The organism is Streptomyces spongiicola, assembly GCF_003122365.1.
Lineage (GTDB): Bacteria > Actinomycetota > Actinomycetes > Streptomycetales > Streptomycetaceae > Streptomyces > Streptomyces spongiicola.
Genome location: NZ_CP029254.1, coordinates 3,507,345 through 3,522,020, shown reverse-complemented (window position 1 = coordinate 3,522,020; position 14,676 = coordinate 3,507,345). Strand labels below are relative to the sequence as shown.

General features: G+C 72.5%; 13 protein-coding genes and 1 tRNA gene. 6 read left to right on the top strand and 8 right to left on the bottom strand.

All coding sequences use genetic code 11. The features are described from left to right. The first annotated feature begins 163 nt into the window (after nucleotides 1-163). From DDQ41_RS15480 to DDQ41_RS15455, 6 genes are all read left to right on the top strand, one after another. Nucleotides 164-1,129 (top strand): ABC transporter ATP-binding protein, encoded by a 966-nt coding sequence (locus DDQ41_RS15480; protein ID WP_109295015.1) that lies wholly within the window; start codon nucleotides 164-166, stop codon nucleotides 1,127-1,129. Beyond that, a complete protein-coding gene (locus DDQ41_RS15475; RefSeq protein ID WP_109295014.1) occupies nucleotides 1,126-2,037 on the top strand; it encodes a hypothetical protein in 912 nt (303 codons plus the stop codon). The genes DDQ41_RS15480 and DDQ41_RS15475 overlap by 4 nt, the downstream gene beginning before the upstream one ends. A 2-nt stretch (nucleotides 2,038-2,039) precedes the next feature. Continuing rightward, entirely contained in the window at nucleotides 2,040-2,960 is a 921-nt protein-coding gene (locus DDQ41_RS15470; RefSeq protein WP_109295013.1) for an ABC transporter ATP-binding protein, read from the top strand. A 14-nt stretch (nucleotides 2,961-2,974) separates the two neighbouring features. After that, the gene (locus DDQ41_RS15465) at nucleotides 2,975-3,694 is read left to right on the top strand and encodes an ABC transporter permease (RefSeq protein WP_109295012.1); all 720 of its coding nucleotides are present in this window, start codon (nucleotides 2,975-2,977) and stop codon (nucleotides 3,692-3,694) included. A 249-nt stretch (nucleotides 3,695-3,943) separates the two neighbouring features. Next, on the top strand, nucleotides 3,944-4,339 hold the full coding sequence (locus DDQ41_RS32490) for an SGM_3592 family protein (RefSeq protein WP_262508472.1): 396 nt from the start codon (nucleotides 3,944-3,946) through the stop codon (nucleotides 4,337-4,339). Nucleotides 4,340-4,808: 469 nt separating this feature from the next. Beyond that, a tRNA-Gly gene (locus DDQ41_RS15455) sits at nucleotides 4,809-4,894 on the top strand. A 183-nt stretch (nucleotides 4,895-5,077) separates the two neighbouring features. Here the strand turns inward: DDQ41_RS15455 and DDQ41_RS15450 are convergent. The 8 genes from DDQ41_RS15450 to DDQ41_RS15415 form a co-directional block, all read right to left on the bottom strand. After that, complete coding sequence (locus DDQ41_RS15450; RefSeq protein WP_109295011.1) at nucleotides 5,078-5,881, bottom strand: HAD family hydrolase; 804 nt, start codon at nucleotides 5,879-5,881, stop codon at nucleotides 5,078-5,080. Further along, nucleotides 5,878-7,155, bottom strand: a complete 1,278-nt coding sequence (gene serS, locus DDQ41_RS15445) for a serine--tRNA ligase (RefSeq protein ID WP_109295010.1) — start codon at nucleotides 7,153-7,155, stop codon at nucleotides 5,878-5,880. The genes DDQ41_RS15450 and serS overlap by 4 nt, the downstream gene beginning before the upstream one ends. A gap of 699 nt (nucleotides 7,156-7,854) precedes the next feature. Then, nucleotides 7,855-8,796: a prephenate dehydratase gene (gene pheA / locus DDQ41_RS15440; RefSeq protein ID WP_109295009.1), complete on the bottom strand. Its 942-nt coding sequence runs from the start codon at nucleotides 8,794-8,796 to the stop codon at nucleotides 7,855-7,857. A gap of 395 nt (nucleotides 8,797-9,191) precedes the next feature. Continuing rightward, a complete protein-coding gene (gene efeB, locus DDQ41_RS15435) occupies nucleotides 9,192-10,442 on the bottom strand; it encodes an iron uptake transporter deferrochelatase/peroxidase subunit (RefSeq protein WP_109295008.1) in 1,251 nt (416 codons plus the stop codon). Between the two features lie 33 nt (nucleotides 10,443-10,475). Beyond that, nucleotides 10,476-12,641 carry a copper resistance CopC/CopD family protein gene (locus DDQ41_RS15430; RefSeq protein WP_109295007.1) on the bottom strand — a complete coding sequence of 722 codons (2,166 nt, stop codon included), beginning with the start codon at nucleotides 12,639-12,641 and terminating at the stop codon, nucleotides 10,476-10,478. A 46-nt stretch (nucleotides 12,642-12,687) separates the two neighbouring features. Next, nucleotides 12,688-13,137: a copper chaperone PCu(A)C gene (locus tag DDQ41_RS15425; RefSeq protein ID WP_109295006.1), complete on the bottom strand. Its 450-nt coding sequence runs from the start codon at nucleotides 13,135-13,137 to the stop codon at nucleotides 12,688-12,690. Then, complete coding sequence (locus DDQ41_RS15420) at nucleotides 13,134-13,796, bottom strand: SCO family protein (protein ID WP_109295005.1); 663 nt, start codon at nucleotides 13,794-13,796, stop codon at nucleotides 13,134-13,136. The genes DDQ41_RS15425 and DDQ41_RS15420 overlap by 4 nt, the downstream gene beginning before the upstream one ends. Before the next feature lie 35 nt (nucleotides 13,797-13,831). Next, the gene (locus tag DDQ41_RS15415) at nucleotides 13,832-14,626 is read right to left on the bottom strand and encodes a YcnI family copper-binding membrane protein (protein ID WP_109295004.1); all 795 of its coding nucleotides are present in this window, start codon (nucleotides 14,624-14,626) and stop codon (nucleotides 13,832-13,834) included. Between the last annotated feature and the right edge of the window lie 50 nt (nucleotides 14,627-14,676).

Genomic DNA, 14,676 nt, shown 5'->3' with positions numbered 1-14,676 from the left:
GCGTCAAGAGCCCCGAAGCCGCCTGTGGACGACCACCGGCGGACCGCGCGCCTCCTCCTGCGGCGCCGCCCCCTACGGGTCCGTACACCTCGAGACTGAGGCGGAACCAGCCGCCAGGGCTGACGCCCGGTGTGGTGAGCACCACTACCGTCGAGGCGTGACTGTGATCGTGACCGAAAGCCTGAGCAAGCGGTTCCCCCGGGTGACCGCGCTTGACCGGCTCTCCCTGGACATCGGGCCCGGCGTGACCGGACTCGTGGGTGCCAACGGGGCCGGCAAGTCCACACTGATCAAGATCCTGCTGGGTCTGTCCCCCGCCACGGAAGGCCGTGCCGAGGTGCTCGGCCTCGACGTCGCCACCTCCGGTGCCGCCATCCGCGAGCACGTCGGCTATATGCCCGAGCACGACTGCCTGCCACCGGACGTCTCGGCGACCGAGTTCGTCGTCCACATGGCGCGCATGTCCGGACTGCCGCCGACCGCGGCACGCGAGCGCACCGCGGACACGCTGCGCCACGTCGGCCTCTACGAGGAGCGGTACCGCCCCATCGGCGGCTACTCGACCGGCATGAAGCAGCGCGTGAAGCTCGCCCAGGCCCTGGTGCACGACCCGCGGCTGGTGCTGCTGGACGAGCCCACCAACGGCCTCGACCCGGTCGGCCGCGACGAGATGCTCGGCCTGATCCGCCGCGTGCACACCGACTTCGGCATCTCGGTCCTGGTCACCTCGCATCTCCTCGGCGAACTCGAGCGCACCTGCGACCACGTCGTGGTCGTCGACGGCGGGAGGCTGCTGCGCTCCAGCTCCACCAGCGACTTCACCAGGACGACCGCGACCCTGGCGGTCGAGGTCACCGACACCGACACCCACCCGGACGGCACGGCGGCACTGCGCGAGGCGCTCGCGGCCGCCGGAGTCGCCCTGCACGAGGGTGTCGAGGACGGGCTGCCGGGCGCCGGTCACATCCTCCTGCTGGAGGCCGCCGGCGAGGAGACGTACGACATCGTCCGGGACACCGTGGCCGCCCTGGGCCTCGGCCTCGTACGGATGGAACAGCGCCGCCACCACATCGCCGAGGTCTTCCGCCCCGAGACGGCCCCGCAGCCTATGGAGGTGCCCGCGCGATGAGCAACGGGACAACCCGCACGGGGACGGCGCCCACCGAGACCACCCGTATCCACAACATCGGCTACCGCAACTACGACGGCGCGAGGCTCGGCCGCGCCTACGCCCGCAGGTCGCTCTTCGCGCAGTCGCTGCGCGGGGCCTACGGACTCGGCCGCTCCGCCCGGTCGAAGGTGCTGCCGATGATCCTCTTCGCGGTGATGTGCGTGCCCGCGGCGGTCGTCGTCGCCGTCGCGGTGGCCACCGGGATGAAGGAACTGCCACTCGACTACACGCGCTACGCGATCTTCACCCAGGCGGTCATCGGCCTCTTCCTCGCGGCCCAGGCACCCCAGACCGTGTCACGGGACCTGCGCTTCAAGACCGTGCCGCTGTACTTCTCCCGGCCCGTCGAGCGCGTCGACTACGTCCTCGCCAAGTTCGGTGCGATGGCCTCGGCGCTGTTCGTGCTGACCGCCGCCCCGCTGCTGGTCCTCTACCTCGGCTCGCTGCTGGCGGAGATGGACCTCGCCGACCAGACGAAGGGCTTCGCACAGGCACTGGTCTCCGTGGCGCTCCTCTCCCTCCTCTTCGGCGGTCTCGGCCTCGTCATGGCCGCGCTCACCCCGCGCCGCGGATTCGGTGTCGCGGCGGTCATCGCCACCCTGACCATCACCTACGGCGCGGTGTCCACCGTCCAGGCCATCGCCCACGAGACCGGGTCCGGGGGCGCCGTGCAGTGGCTGGGCCTCTTCTCCCCCGTCACCCTGATCGACGGGGTGCAGACCGCCTTCCTCGGCGCGACCTCCGCCTTCCCCGGCGGGCAGGGGCCAGGCACCGGCACCGGGGCGGTCTATCTGCTGGTGGTCCTCGCACTCATCGCAGGTTCGTACGGCGTCCTGATGCGCCGCTACCGGAAGGTCGGGCTCTGACCATGACCACTGTCCGCATCGACCACGCCTCGCGCTGGTTCGGCAACGTGGTGGCCGTCAACGACGTGACCATGGACATCGGGCCGGGTGTCACCGGACTCCTCGGGCCCAACGGGGCCGGCAAGTCCACGCTCATCAACATGATGGGCGGCTTCCTCGCCCCCTCGACGGGCACCGTCACCCTCGACGGGGAGGCGATCTGGCGCAACGAGTCCGTCTACCGGCGGATCGGCATCGTGCCCGAGCGGGAGGCGATGTACGACTTCCTCACGGGGCGGGAGTTCGTCCTCGCCAACGCCGAACTGCACGGCCTGGGAGCCGGGGAGGCCCAGCGGGCCCTGGCGACGGTGGAGATGGAGCCCGCGCAGGACCGCAGGATCGACACATACAGCAAGGGCATGCGCCAGCGGGTCAAGATGGCCTCCGCCCTGGTGCACGAGCCGGACGTGCTGCTGCTCGACGAGCCGTTCAACGGGATGGACCCGCGCCAGCGGATGCAGCTCATGGACCTGCTCCGGCGCATGGGAGGCGAGGGACGCACGGTCCTGTTCTCCTCCCACATCCTGGAGGAGGTCGAGCAGCTCGCCTCCCACATCGAGGTGATCGTCGCGGGACGGCACGCCGCGAGCGGCGACTTCCGCAGGATCCGCCGGCTGATGACGGACCGGCCGCATCGCTATCTGGTGCGATCCAGCGACGACCGCGCGCTCGCCGCCGCGCTCATCGCGGACCCGTCGACCGCCGGCATCGAGGTGGACCTCCAGGAAGGAGGGGAAGGCGCGCTGCACGTCCAGGCGGTCGACTTCGGCCGGTTCACCCGGCTCCTGCCGAGGGTGGCCCGTGACCACTCGATCCGGCTGCTCACGGTCTCACCGTCCGACGAGTCCCTCGAATCGGTCTTCTCCTACCTCGTAGCGGCCTGAAAGGAGCCAACGACATGTACGACCCGACAGTCGCCCGGCTCACCTACCGGGCCCTCCTCGGCCGGCGCCGCGCGGCGATCCTCCTCGTCCTCCCCGCCCTGCTGCTGCTCATCGCGGCCGGGGTGAGGGCCTTCAACGGCGCTGACGACCAGATGGCCGCCGGCGTGCTGGGCGGATTCGCCATCGCCACGATGGTGCCGCTGATCGGCGTGATCGCCGGAACGGGGGCGATCGGTCCCGAGATCGACGACGGTTCGATCGTCTATCTGCTGGCGAAGCCGGTGAAGCGGCCGGTGATCGTCGTCACCAAGCTGGTCGTGGCGATCGCCGTGACGATGGTGTTCTCCGCGGTCCCGACGCTCGTCGCGGGATACATCCTCAACGGCAACGGGCAGCAGATCGCGGTGGCCTACACGGTCGCGGCACTGGTCGCGTCGATCGCCTACGCCGCGCTGTTCCTGCTGCTCGGCACGGTCAGCCGGCACGCGGTCGTGATCGGTCTCGTCTACGCCCTGGTATGGGAGACGCTCTTCGGCAGCCTCGTCCCCGGGGCGCGGACGCTCAGCGTGCAGCAGTGGTCACTGGCCCTGGCCGAGCGGATCGGGGGCGAGGGGATGATCACCTCCGATGTGGGCCTGCCGCTCGCGGTGGCGCTGCTCGCCGGGGTGACGCTGCTGGCGACGGGATACGCCGGGCGGAAGCTGAGGACGCTGACGCTGGCCGGCGAGGAGTAGCGGACGTGGGCACCGCGGGGCGGGATCCCGCCCCGTGGTACCCACGTCCTCACGCGGACCCGACAGGCCGGCGGGGACACTGGGGGATGAGGAGGAGCCGCCATGCCGGAGGAGCCGAACCGTCAGCCGCAGGCGCAGCCGGACCGTCGGCCGCGTCCGGAGCGGGGTCGTCCGGGGCCGGACCGCGAGGAGCACCAACCGGGGCCGGACCCGGCGTCCGCCGCGCCGGACGCTTCCGGCCTATCCGGCATGTCCAGCCTGTCCGGCATGTTCGATCTGTCCAGCACGCCCGGCGCGTCCGGCACGCCCGGCAGGGCTTCCGTGGAAGGCCCGATGGACGGGCCGGAGGACGGTGCCGGGGCAGGCGGGGCCGAAGGCGGCCGTTCCGGGGCCGGTGCGGACCGGGGTGCTTCCGGTTCCGGAGCGGACGCTCGCGGAGATGCCTGGGACGAGGCGGTGCTCGACGACGACTTCGTGCGCGCCGCGGGGACCACCGAGCCCTCCGCCAGGGCGCGGATGCTGGCCGCCCGGTGGCGCGGCTCAGCGCCGGAACCGCAGCCGTGGCGCTCCGACGAGCCGCCCGCGGGCTGGTTCTGGAGCAGGGCCCGCGCACGGCGCCGACGGCGCTGGTGGCGGCGCTCCTGAGTCCGCGAGCGTGGGCAGGACGTGCGGTCCGTTGTCCCGCGCGCGGGCACCACGGTCCGGTTCACCCCGCAGCTGCACGTCGGCGACGTTGTCCCGCGCGCGGGCACCACAGCATGTGCGTGTCGGCTCCGTGCTGCGGCACCAGGACGTCCCGGGCCCGCGCGCAGGCACCGCGGGTGGCGCCGTGTCCTCAGCCCGTCCCGCCCGGAAAACCGGTGGCGGGGCGCCGCCCGGACCGGGTACACCGCCTGGGTGCCGCCGCCGGACGTGCGGCGGGGCCCTGCGGCGGGGCGTAGGGGCCGCAGGCCGCCACAGGACCGGAGAGGAGCTCGGTGATGACCGAGAGTACGAGTCCGCCGGGTTCCCCGCAGGGCAGCGCACGGCAGGCTCCGCAGTAGTCGTCGGACTCCGTGGCGCCGCCGGCGACTGCCCGGGCGGCCGCTTCGAGCGCGCATCGGGCCGCCCTCCCGGAGGACTGGCCGAGTGGTAAGGCACCGGCTTGCCGAGCCGTGATCGGGGTCCGGCCCCGCGCGCGTTCGATCCGCGCATCCTCCGCAGTGGGTACGCAGGTGCGCTGTGTACGCCGGGTCCTGGCGTACGCAGCGAACCTGCCTGCGCCGGGTCCCTGGCGTGCCCCGGGCCGGCGGCGCGACGCCGGACAGGGGCACCGGCCCGGCGCGGGGGCAGCCCGCCCGGAGGGTCTGCGGGGGAAGCAGGGTGTTGCCTCCTCGCAAGCCCTCAGCGTCCGAGCAGTTCCTCCAGCACCAGCGCGATGCCGTCCTGCTCGTTCGACGCCGTGACCCGGTGTGCCACGGCCTTCAGTTCCTCGTGGGCGTCGGCCATCGCGACGCCGTGGGCGGCCCAGCCGAACACCGGGATGTCGTTCGGCATGTCGCCGAAGGCGATCGTCTGGGTGGCCCGCACACCCAGCCTGCGTGCCGCCAGCGAGAGACCGGTGGCCTTGCTCAGCCCGAGGGGGAGGATCTCCACGATTCCCTCACCGGCCGTCACCACGTCCACGAGCCCGCCGACCACCGAGCGCGCGAGCCGGGTCAGCTCGTCGTCGCCGAGGTCCGGGTGCTGCACATAGAGCTTGGTCAGCGGGGCCGCCCACAGCTCGGCCGGGTCGTCTGTGACGACGACCGGAAGCGGGCCGTCCTGGAACCGGTAGCCGGGACCGGCGACCACCTCCCCGTCCAGGCCGTCGCGGCTCGCGGCCAGCGCGAGCGGGCCGGTCTCCGCCTCCAGCTCGGACACGGCGAGTGCGGCGAGCCGGCGGTCCAGCGTCACGGAGGTGAGCAGCCGGTGCTCGCCGGCGTGGTACACCTGGGCACCCTGTCCGCAGACGGCGAGGCCGTGGTAGCCCAGATCGTCGAGGATGTGCCGGGTCCACGGGACGCCCCGGCCCGTGACGACGATATGCGCGGCGCCCGCCGCCGTGGCGGCGGCGAGCGCGTGGCGTGTGCGCTGCGACACGGACTCGTCGGAGCGCAGCAGGGTCCCGTCGAGATCCGTGGCGATCAGGCGGTACGGAAAGCTCACCGGGCGACCGGCTCCAGGACCTCACGGTTGCCGAGGTAGGGGCGCAGGACCTCCGGCACCCGCACGGAGCCGTCGGCCAGCTGGTGGTTCTCCAGGATCGCCACGATCGTGCGCGGCACGGCGCACAGCGTGCCGTTCAGCGTCGCGAGCGGTTTGACCTGCTTGCCGTCGCGCATCCGGACCGACAGCCGGCGGGCCTGGAAGCCGTCGCAGTTGGACGCCGAGGTGAGTTCGCGGTACCTGCCCTGGGTCGGGATCCAGGCCTCGCAGTCGAACTTGCGCGAAGCCGAGGCACCCAGGTCGCCGGTGGCCACGTCGATCACCTGGAACGGCAGCTCCAGGGCGTTCAGCCACTGCTTCTCCCACTCCAGCAGGCGCCTGTGCTCGCTCTCGGCGTCGTCGGGGTGGACGTACGAGAACATCTCGACCTTGTCGAACTGGTGGACGCGGAAGATGCCGCGGGTGTCCTTGCCGTACGTGCCGGCCTCGCGGCGGAAGCACGGGGAGAAGCCGGCGTACCGCAGCGGGAGCTTGCCGCCGTCGACGATCTCGTCCATGTGGTACGCGGCGAGCGGGACCTCGGAGGTGCCGACGAGATAGAAGTCGTCCTTCTCGAGGTGGTAGACGTTCTCCGCGGCCTGGCCGAGGAAGCCCGTGCCCTCCATGGCGCGGGGGCGGACCAGGGCCGGGGTCAGCATCGGGGTGAAGCCGGCCTCGGCGGCCTGTGCCATCGCGGCGTTGACCAGGGCGAGTTCCAGCAGGGCGCCGACGCCCGTCAGGTAGTAGAAGCGGGAGCCGGAGACCTTCGCCCCGCGCTCGACGTCGATGGCGCCGAGCGCCTCGCCCAGCTCCAGATGGTCCTTGGGCTCGAAGCCCTCGGCGCCGAAGTCGCGGACGGTGCCGTGCGTCTCCAGCACGACGAAGTCCTCCTCGCCGCCGACCGGGACGTCGGGGTGGACGAGGTTGCCCAGGCCGAGGAGCAGCCGGCGGGCCTCTTCCTCGGCCTCGTTCTGCTCGGCCTCGGCGGCCTTCACGTCGGACTTGAGCTGTTCGGCCTTCTTCAGCAGCTCGGCTCGCTCGTCCGGGGACGCCTTGGGGATGAGCCTGCCGAGCGACTTCTGCTCGGAGCGGAGCTCGTCGAAGCGGACGCCGGACGACCTGCGCCGCTCGTCGGCGGAGAGCAGGGCGTCGACGAGTTCGACGTCCTCTCCACGGGCGCGCTGGGAGGCGCGGACACGGTCGGGGTCCTCACGGAGCAGGCGAAGGTCAATCACCCCACCAGGCTACCGGTGTGCGCTCCCGGCTCCCCAGTCGATATCGACCATGTCGCTTTACTTGAATTGTCGGAGTTGATCAAAATTGCCCCTTTTGTCAAAAAGGTCGGGTGAAGGCCGGTGAATCCCGGGGCGTCTCCGTCCGCCCGCCTCCCGTCCGTCCGCCCGCCTCCCGTCCGGCCGTCTGCCCCCGTCGGGCCGCGTCCGCCCCGCCCCGCCCCGGTCCGCCCGGCCCGCCCCGCCCCGGTCTGGCTGTCTGTCGCCGGAAGCCGCGAGCGCCGGTCGCCCCCGCCTCCGGGGCGCTCGCGGCCGCCGAACTCCGGGGCTGTTGTCCACAGGGGTGGAGGGTGCGTGTGAGTTATCCACAGGCTGTGGGAGGGGTCTGTGGATTACGGAATTGATCATTCTGAGGGAGGGGTGGAGATCCGGGGGTTACCTCTCCAAACATGGTTCACGCGCTCGTTCGAGTGGCAATTCCTCGCACTTCTTCGCTCCGAAGAGTTGATCGTCGGAATTGGGCTGACATGGGCAATCGATGTGTGCTGTGGATGTGAGAGCGGTGGGTGCGGCGATTTGTCGACTGAGTCGGACCGTGTTGTCGACTTGTCCCCAGATCGAGAAGCCGCCCTGTGGATAACTCTGTGGGCAACGGCAAGCGAGAGCGGCGGCCGGCGGGCGTGGCCCGGGGTGAAACCCGGGTCACCCGCGACCGTCCTGACAGCGCGCCAGCCACTCGGCCGCGTCCACGAACTCCGCGTCGGAGGTCCCCGGGCGCAGCGGGCGTCCGCCCTGCCCCGAAGCAGGGGCACCCGCCCGCGGGTAGGACCCGAGGAAGCGCACCTTCGGGCAGATGCGCTTCAGACCCATCAGCGCCTCCCCCACCCTGCGGTCCGCGATATGCCCCTCGGCGTCGATCGCGAAGCAGTAGTTCCCGATGCCCGCGCCGGTGGGACGGGACTGCAGCAGCATCAGGTTGACACCGCGCACCGCGAACTCCTGGAGCAACTCCAGCAGGGCGCCCGGATGGTCGTCGCGCTGCCAGATGACCACCGACGTCTTGTCCGCTCCCGTCGGGGCCGCGGGCCGCGCCGGACGTCCCACCAGCACAAAGCGCGTCTCCGCGTTCTCCGCGTCATGGATCTCGGTGACCAGCGCCTCGAGCCCGTACGTCGCCGCCGCGAACTCGCCCGCGAACGCCGCGTCGAAGCGCCCTTCCTGGACCAGCCTGGCACCGTCCGCGTTCGACGCCGCCGACTCCCACACCGCGTCGGGCAGATGGGCCCGCAGCCAGTTCCGCACCTGCGGCTGGGCGACCGGGTGGCCGGTCACCGTCTTCACGTCCGACAGCTTCGTCCCCGGCCGCACCAGCAGCGCGAACGAGATCGGCAGCAGCACCTCGCGGTAGATCATCAGCGGTTCGCCGGAAGCCAGCTCGTCCACCGTCGCGGTGACGCCGCCCTCCACCGAGTTCTCGATCGGCACCAGCGCGGCCGCGGCCTCACCACCGCGCACGGCGTCGAGCGCGGCCGGCACGGACACCATCGGGACCAGTTCGCGGGTGGCGGCCTCCGGGAGGGTACGCAGGGCGGCCTCGGTGAAGGTGCCCTCGGGGCCGAGGTACGTGAAGCGCGTGGCGGACATACCCGTCACCCTAGTGCGGCGTCAGCCGAAGTTCGCCCCGTCGTGGTGCCCGTCCCGTGCGGTTCGCGGTGTCGCCGAGACAACCGGGCGGGCCCCGGCGAGGTCGATCCGGCGCCGCGCCGTCCTTCCCTCGGGCACAGGGCCGGGCCCGGGTACGGGCAGGCACGGGCACGGGCACGGGCAGGCACAGGCAGGCCCGGGCCCAGGCAGAGGCCCAGGCAGAGGCACAGACAGAGACAGAGACAGAGGCGCAGCCACAGGCACAGCCACAGGCACAGGCGCAGGCACAGGCGCAGCCACAGGACCGGGGGCGACCCCGGGCACCGGAAACCGCTCCCCGGCGGGCGGGCGGACCCGGTTGCCACGGCCCCGCCGCCGTGCCCGCGCGGCTCGCCTCACGGTTCCAGCAGCGGCCGCCCGACGTACTCGCCCTCCGGCGCGCCGCCCGGGACGGCGAAGAGACCGCTCGACTCGTGCCGGACGAACCTGGACAGCGCGTCTCCGCGGTCCAGCTTCCGCTGTACCGGAACGAACCCCCGCAGCGGGTCGGCCTGCCAGCACACGAAGAGCAGCCCCGCGTCGGGGGTGCCGTCCGCCGCCGCGCCGTCGTGGTACGAGAACGGCCGGCGCAGCATCGCGGCGCCCGCGTTCTGCTCCGGAGCGGAGATCCGCGCGTGCGCGTCGGCAGGGATGACCGGGGAACCGTCCGGTCCGGTCCGGTCCAGGTCGAGTTCGGCCGTCTCGCCGCCGCCGGTCAGCGGGGCGCCGTCGGACTTGCGGCGGCCGATAACCAGCTCCTGCTCCTTCAGGCTCAGCTTCTCCCAGTCGTCCAGCAGCATCCGGATGCGGCGGACGACGGCGTACGAGCCGCCCGCCATCCAGGCAGGCTGCGCCGCCGTACCCGCCCCGGACCCGGTGGCCGGGACGAAGACACGGCGGTCGAAGTCGGGATCGGACGGCTGGGGGTTGCGGGTGCCGTCCACCTGCCCCATGAGGTTGCGGCTGGTCATCGGCCGGGCCGTGACACCCGGCGAGCGGTTGAAGCCGGTCATCTGCCAGCGCGTCCGCGCCGCACCGCCCGCCGCCTTCTGGACGGCGCGCAGGGCGTGGAAGGCGACCAGCCCGTCGTTGGCGGCGATCTGCACCCAGAGGTCCCCCTCCGAGCGGCGCGGATCGAGCCGGTCGGAGGAGAACGCCGGCAGCGGGTCGAGCTGGGCGGGGCGTTGTGCGGTAAGACCGGTGCGGTCGAAGAAGGTCCGGCCGAAGCCGAAGGTGACCGTGAGGGAGGACGGGCCCGCGTCCAGGGCGACCCCGGTGTCGTCGTCGGCCGGCTCGCCCGCCATCAGCCGGGCCGCGGTGGCCGACCAGCGGCGCATCAGGGCGGTCGCCTCCCTGCGGCCCGCCCCCGGCGCCAGGTCGAAGGCGGCGAGATGGCCGTGGGACTGCGTCGGCGTGGTGATGCCCGGCTGGCGCTCGCCGTGGAACCGCTCGGCTGTGGAGCCGACGGTGGTCAGCGCGGCCGCCGGGTCGGCGGAGGCCGCCGCGTACCCGGCCGCGCCGCCCGCCGCGCCGAGGGCGAGTCCGGTCGCGCCCGCTGCGCCGACCGTGCCGAGCAGCCTGCGCCGGGAGATCTCTTTGTCGTTCATGCCTTCACCACTGTGCCTCGGCGGCCGATCACGTCAGCCGATCCTCACGTTCTTCTCGACGGTCGTCTGGTCGATGTCCGATGTCCGTACGGTGATCCGGACCTGCCACTCTCCCGGCAGCGGGATCTGGATGTTGCTCGCGCTCCAGTGGCCTGCCGCGACGCGTTCCGGCACCAGCGGCAGTGGGCCGATCTTCTCCGCGACCAGGGTGAAGGAGATCTTGACCTCGGGAGCGTCCAGTGGCCGGTCGCCCGGGCCCCTGGTCCACAGGCGCAGTTCGTTGGCGCCCGAGCGGCCCGGACTGACGGTCAGCCGGGCCGTGCCCTTGCCCTTCGGGCCGCCGGTGTCGAAGGGCAGGGTGACGTCGACGGGTTTGGCCGGGGCGGCCGCGGACGTCTGGCCGCCGCGCTCCAGGGCGGCCCTTTCCTCAGTGCGTCCCGGCTCCGTGGAGGTGAGGGCGGTCGTCACGGCGAGCAGCACGACGGCGACACCCGCCTCCGCGAGGACGGATCGCCGCAGTCCGGAGCGCTGCCGGTCGGCGTCCCGGAGGCGCTTGCGGCCGGCCGCCGCCATCGCGGCCTCCTGCCGGGCGAGTTGGGCGGCGCGCACCGGATCGCCGGTCGGGGCCGCTGCCTCCCCGGCGGCGCGGGTCGCGCCGGCCGCCACGGCCCGGGGGGCGGCCGGCTCCGTGGTGCCGGCTTCCGTGGTGTCTGCCTTTGCGGTGTCTGCCTCCGTGGTGTCTGCCTCCGTGGTGTCAGCCTTCGCCGTGGCGGGAGCCCGGTCCGAGAGCCGCGCCGTCCAGCGCCGTGAGAACCAGGCGATCCCGACCAGCACGATGACCAGTCCGATCTTCGTCAGCAGCAGCCGACCGTACGAGGTGCCGGTCAGCGCCGACCACGAGCCCACCTGCCGCCAGGACTGGTAGAGCCCCGTGGCGGCGAGTACGGCGACGGACCAGAACGCCACCCGGGAGAAGCGTCGGACGGCCGCCCGTTCGATGGAGGGCGTCCGGTGGAGTGCCACGAGCAGAGCGGTGAGGCCGCCGAGCCAGGCGGCGACGGCCAGCAGGTGCAGCACGTCGACCGGCATCGCCAGGCCCGGCTGGATGCCGGTCGAGGCGTGCTCGGACAGGGCCCAGGTGGAGGCGATCCCGGCCGCGACGACCGTGCCGCCGATGCCCAGGCCGAGGGTGAGGTCCTGCCTCTCCCCGTTCCGGTCGCCGGGCCTCGCCCGCCCACCCCCGTCCGCGGCCGTGGCGTCTGTCGTTCCGGTGGTCCCGGGTCCCGCGGCGTGCCCCGTACTTCCCGTAGCTCCCGTAGCTCCCGTCTCCGGCATACCGCCCGCGCCGGATTCCGTCCCGGTTTCCGTCCCGGTTTCCGCCGCGTGGTCCGCTTCGGCGGCTCGCTTCGCGTACGCACCGAACAGCACCGCGACGAACAGCGCCGCCACGCCCAGCAGCAGCAGCCGCGACACCAGCGCCGCCCCGGTCTTGGTGGCGAGGACGGCCTGGAGCCCGGCCAGGTCGAACGCGTCGCCCAGTTCGCCCGAGCCGGTGTAGGGACCGCGCAGCAGCAGCATCGCCAGGGTGGCGGCGGTGAGCGTGAGCCAGCCGTACACCACCACCCGCTGCACCGCCCGGATGCCCGCCCCGCGCGGCCGGCAGGCCAGCACGAAGGCGGCGCCGCCGACCAGTACGGTGAACCCCGCGTACGCCGCGTACCGCGCGATGCCGTACAGCGCGCCGACGAGGCCGCCGCCCGCCTGCTGTTTCGGCAGTTCCACGACGGTCTTCGAGGGCTCCCCGATGGAGAAGGTGAACGCGCCCGCGATGGGGTGGCTGTCGGCCGAGACGGCCTGCCAGGCGACGGTGTAGGTGCCGTCCGGCAGGCCGGACTCGAGGCCCACCCCGTAGCTGACGGCTCCCTCGCCGCCGAGGTCCTTCAGTTCGGCGGTGTCGACGCGCCTGCTCCGGGGGTCGAGAACCCTGATCGAGTCGTTCCCCAGGGCGACCTGCTCGGAGAAGGTGAGCGTGACGTCCTTGGGGGCGACGGCCAGCACCGCCCCGTCCTTCGGGTTGCTGCCGGTCAGGGCGGCGTGCGCGTCCGCCGTGCCGGTGTGCACGGTGCCGAGCAGTGCCACGGTGATCAGCAGCAGGCGCAGCAGAGTCGCCGTGCCGACGCGCGGGGCGGTGGTGGTCATGGTGTGTCGTCAGTCCCTCGAACGGCCGAGAGCCTCGTCACGGGGCTCAGTGGTGATCCGGGTTGTGGGTCCGGTCCTTCACGGGGAGCTGGACCCTGATCGGCTCCGACTTCTCGAAGTGCAGTTCGACGTCGACCTCCTCTCCCTGCTTCGGCTGCTTCTTGATGTCCAGGAACATCAGGTGGTCGCCGCCCCGCTCCAGGTGCAGCTCCCCGTTCGCGGGGATCGCCAGCGACGTCACCTGCCGCATCTTCCCGTCCTTCGCCTCGTGGAGTTCGACGTCGTCCGAGAGGCTGCTGGTGACGGAGGTGAGCCTGTCCGCCGCGCCGCCCTCGTTGACGAGAGTGAGGAAGCCGCCCGCCATGTCGCTCACGGGCTGCGGCATGAACGCCCCGTCGACCTTCAGTTCGGGCGCGGCAGCGGAGCACCCCGCGAGTCCCAGGCCGGCCGTGAGCGCGAGGGCCGCGGCGAGGGCGGACGCCGCACCCCGGCTCACGGGTTCTCCCCCTTGACGATCTTGGGGAGGTCCTTGGCGAAGTCGTCCGGGGTGGTGTCCTCGCCGTACAGGACGTATCCCCGGTCGGTCTTGGGGGAGAAGGCCACGACCTGGGTCCCGTGCATGGAGACGACCTTGCCGTCCTTCTCCTTGGTGGAGGGCTCGACGCCGATGCCGAGCTGGCGCGCCCCCGCCTGGATCGTCGGGAAGTCGCCGGTGAGCCCGACGAAGGACGGGTCGCCCGCCGCGGGGAGCCACTTGGCCAGCTCGGCCGCGGTGTCCCGCTCGGGGTCGGTGGTCACGAAGACGACCTGCAACTCGTCCTGGTCCGCCTTGGGAAGCTGCTTCCTTGCGACGGCGATGTTGCTCATCGTCAGCGGGCAGACGTCGGGGCAGTGGGTGTAGCCGAAGTAGATCAGGGTCGGCTTGCCCCTGGTCCGCTCGCGGAGGTCGTACGGCTTGCCCGTGGTGTCCGTGAGGACCAGGTCCGGCTTCTCGAAGGGCCGGTCGAGGACCGTCGCCGCCTTGTCCCCGGGCGGGGCCGAGACCTCGGCGACCGGGCCGTCCGCACCGGCCGGACCCCCGCCGGTGCCGCAGGCGGAAAGGGAGAGGGAGGCCGCCAGCGCCAGGGCGGCGGCCGTCACGATCTTGTAGCGCATGAGGAGATGTCCCGGAAGTCGAGGAGGGGCTTCGGTCAGGCGGAGCGGCGGCGACCGGCCAGCACACCGAAGGCCACGCCCGCGGCACCCACCAGGATGCCGACGACGGCGAGGATCCGGGCCGTGCTGTCGGTGGTGCTCGCGGCGGCCGTGGACTCCTCGTCCGCGGCCTTGTCTTCCGCGGCCTTGTCGTCCGTGCCCTCGCCGTCCGGGTGCTCGGCGGAGTGGGCGCCGTCGGCAGCCTTCCCGGCACCGGAGCCGCCGTGGTGGTCGCCGGTCGCCGCGGTCAGGGTGAGCACGGGAGCGGGGTAGTCGGGCTCGGCCGCGCCGTCCTGCGGCTCCTCGATCCAGCGCACGACCTCCTTGTTGTCGTACGTCTGGAGCGCCTTGAAGACGAGCTTGCCGGTGTCCTCCGGCAACTGGCCGATGGAAACCGGGAACTGCTGGAACTGGCCGGGGCCGATCCTGCCGCCGGCCGAGGTCCAGGTGATCTTCGAGGCCGCCTCGGTGACCTGCCGGCCGTGGACGGTCAGCGGCTTGTCGAGCTTGGCCGTGGTCACCTCGGCCTTCCAGCCCGGCACGGGCTGCGGCAGCACGGAGGAGAGCGGGTGGTCGGCGGGCAGGGCGATCTCGAGCTTCACCGTCGAGGCGTTGTCGCGCTCGTTGGGGACCTTGAAGTTGACGGTGGCGAAGCCGCCCTTCGCGGCCTCGCCCTCGGGCTGCACGCTGACGTGTGCGAAGGCGGGGCCGCAGAGCAGCAGCGCGGACGAGGCCGCGGCAGCGGCGGCGACGGCGAGACGAGAGACGTTGTTCACGGTGAAGCACTCCATGTGAGCGGGAAGGCGGTCGGGCCGCGCGGACGCGCGGGGGAGCCGCGGCA

Bases quoted from the DNA above. Each gene is read 5' to 3' on its own strand.
- DDQ41_RS15475 (WP_109295014.1), top strand. From the start codon at position 1,126: ATGAGCAACGGGACAACCCGCACGGGGACGGCGCCCACCGAGACCACC.
- DDQ41_RS15470 (WP_109295013.1), top strand. From the start codon at position 2,040: ATGACCACTGTCCGCATCGACCACGCCTCGCGCTGGTTCGGCAACGTG.
- DDQ41_RS15465 (WP_109295012.1), top strand. From the start codon at position 2,975: ATGTACGACCCGACAGTCGCCCGGCTCACCTACCGGGCCCTCCTCGGC.
- DDQ41_RS32490 (WP_262508472.1), top strand. From the start codon at position 3,944: ATGTCCAGCCTGTCCGGCATGTTCGATCTGTCCAGCACGCCCGGCGCG.
- pheA (WP_109295009.1), bottom strand. From the start codon at position 8,796: ATGTCCGCCACGCGCTTCACGTACCTCGGCCCCGAGGGCACCTTCACC.
- efeB (WP_109295008.1), bottom strand. From the start codon at position 10,442: ATGAACGACAAAGAGATCTCCCGGCGCAGGCTGCTCGGCACGGTCGGC.
- DDQ41_RS15430 (WP_109295007.1), bottom strand. From the start codon at position 12,641: ATGACCACCACCGCCCCGCGCGTCGGCACGGCGACTCTGCTGCGCCTG.
- DDQ41_RS15420 (WP_109295005.1), bottom strand. From the start codon at position 13,796: ATGCGCTACAAGATCGTGACGGCCGCCGCCCTGGCGCTGGCGGCCTCC.
- DDQ41_RS15415 (WP_109295004.1), bottom strand. From the start codon at position 14,626: ATGGAGTGCTTCACCGTGAACAACGTCTCTCGTCTCGCCGTCGCCGCC.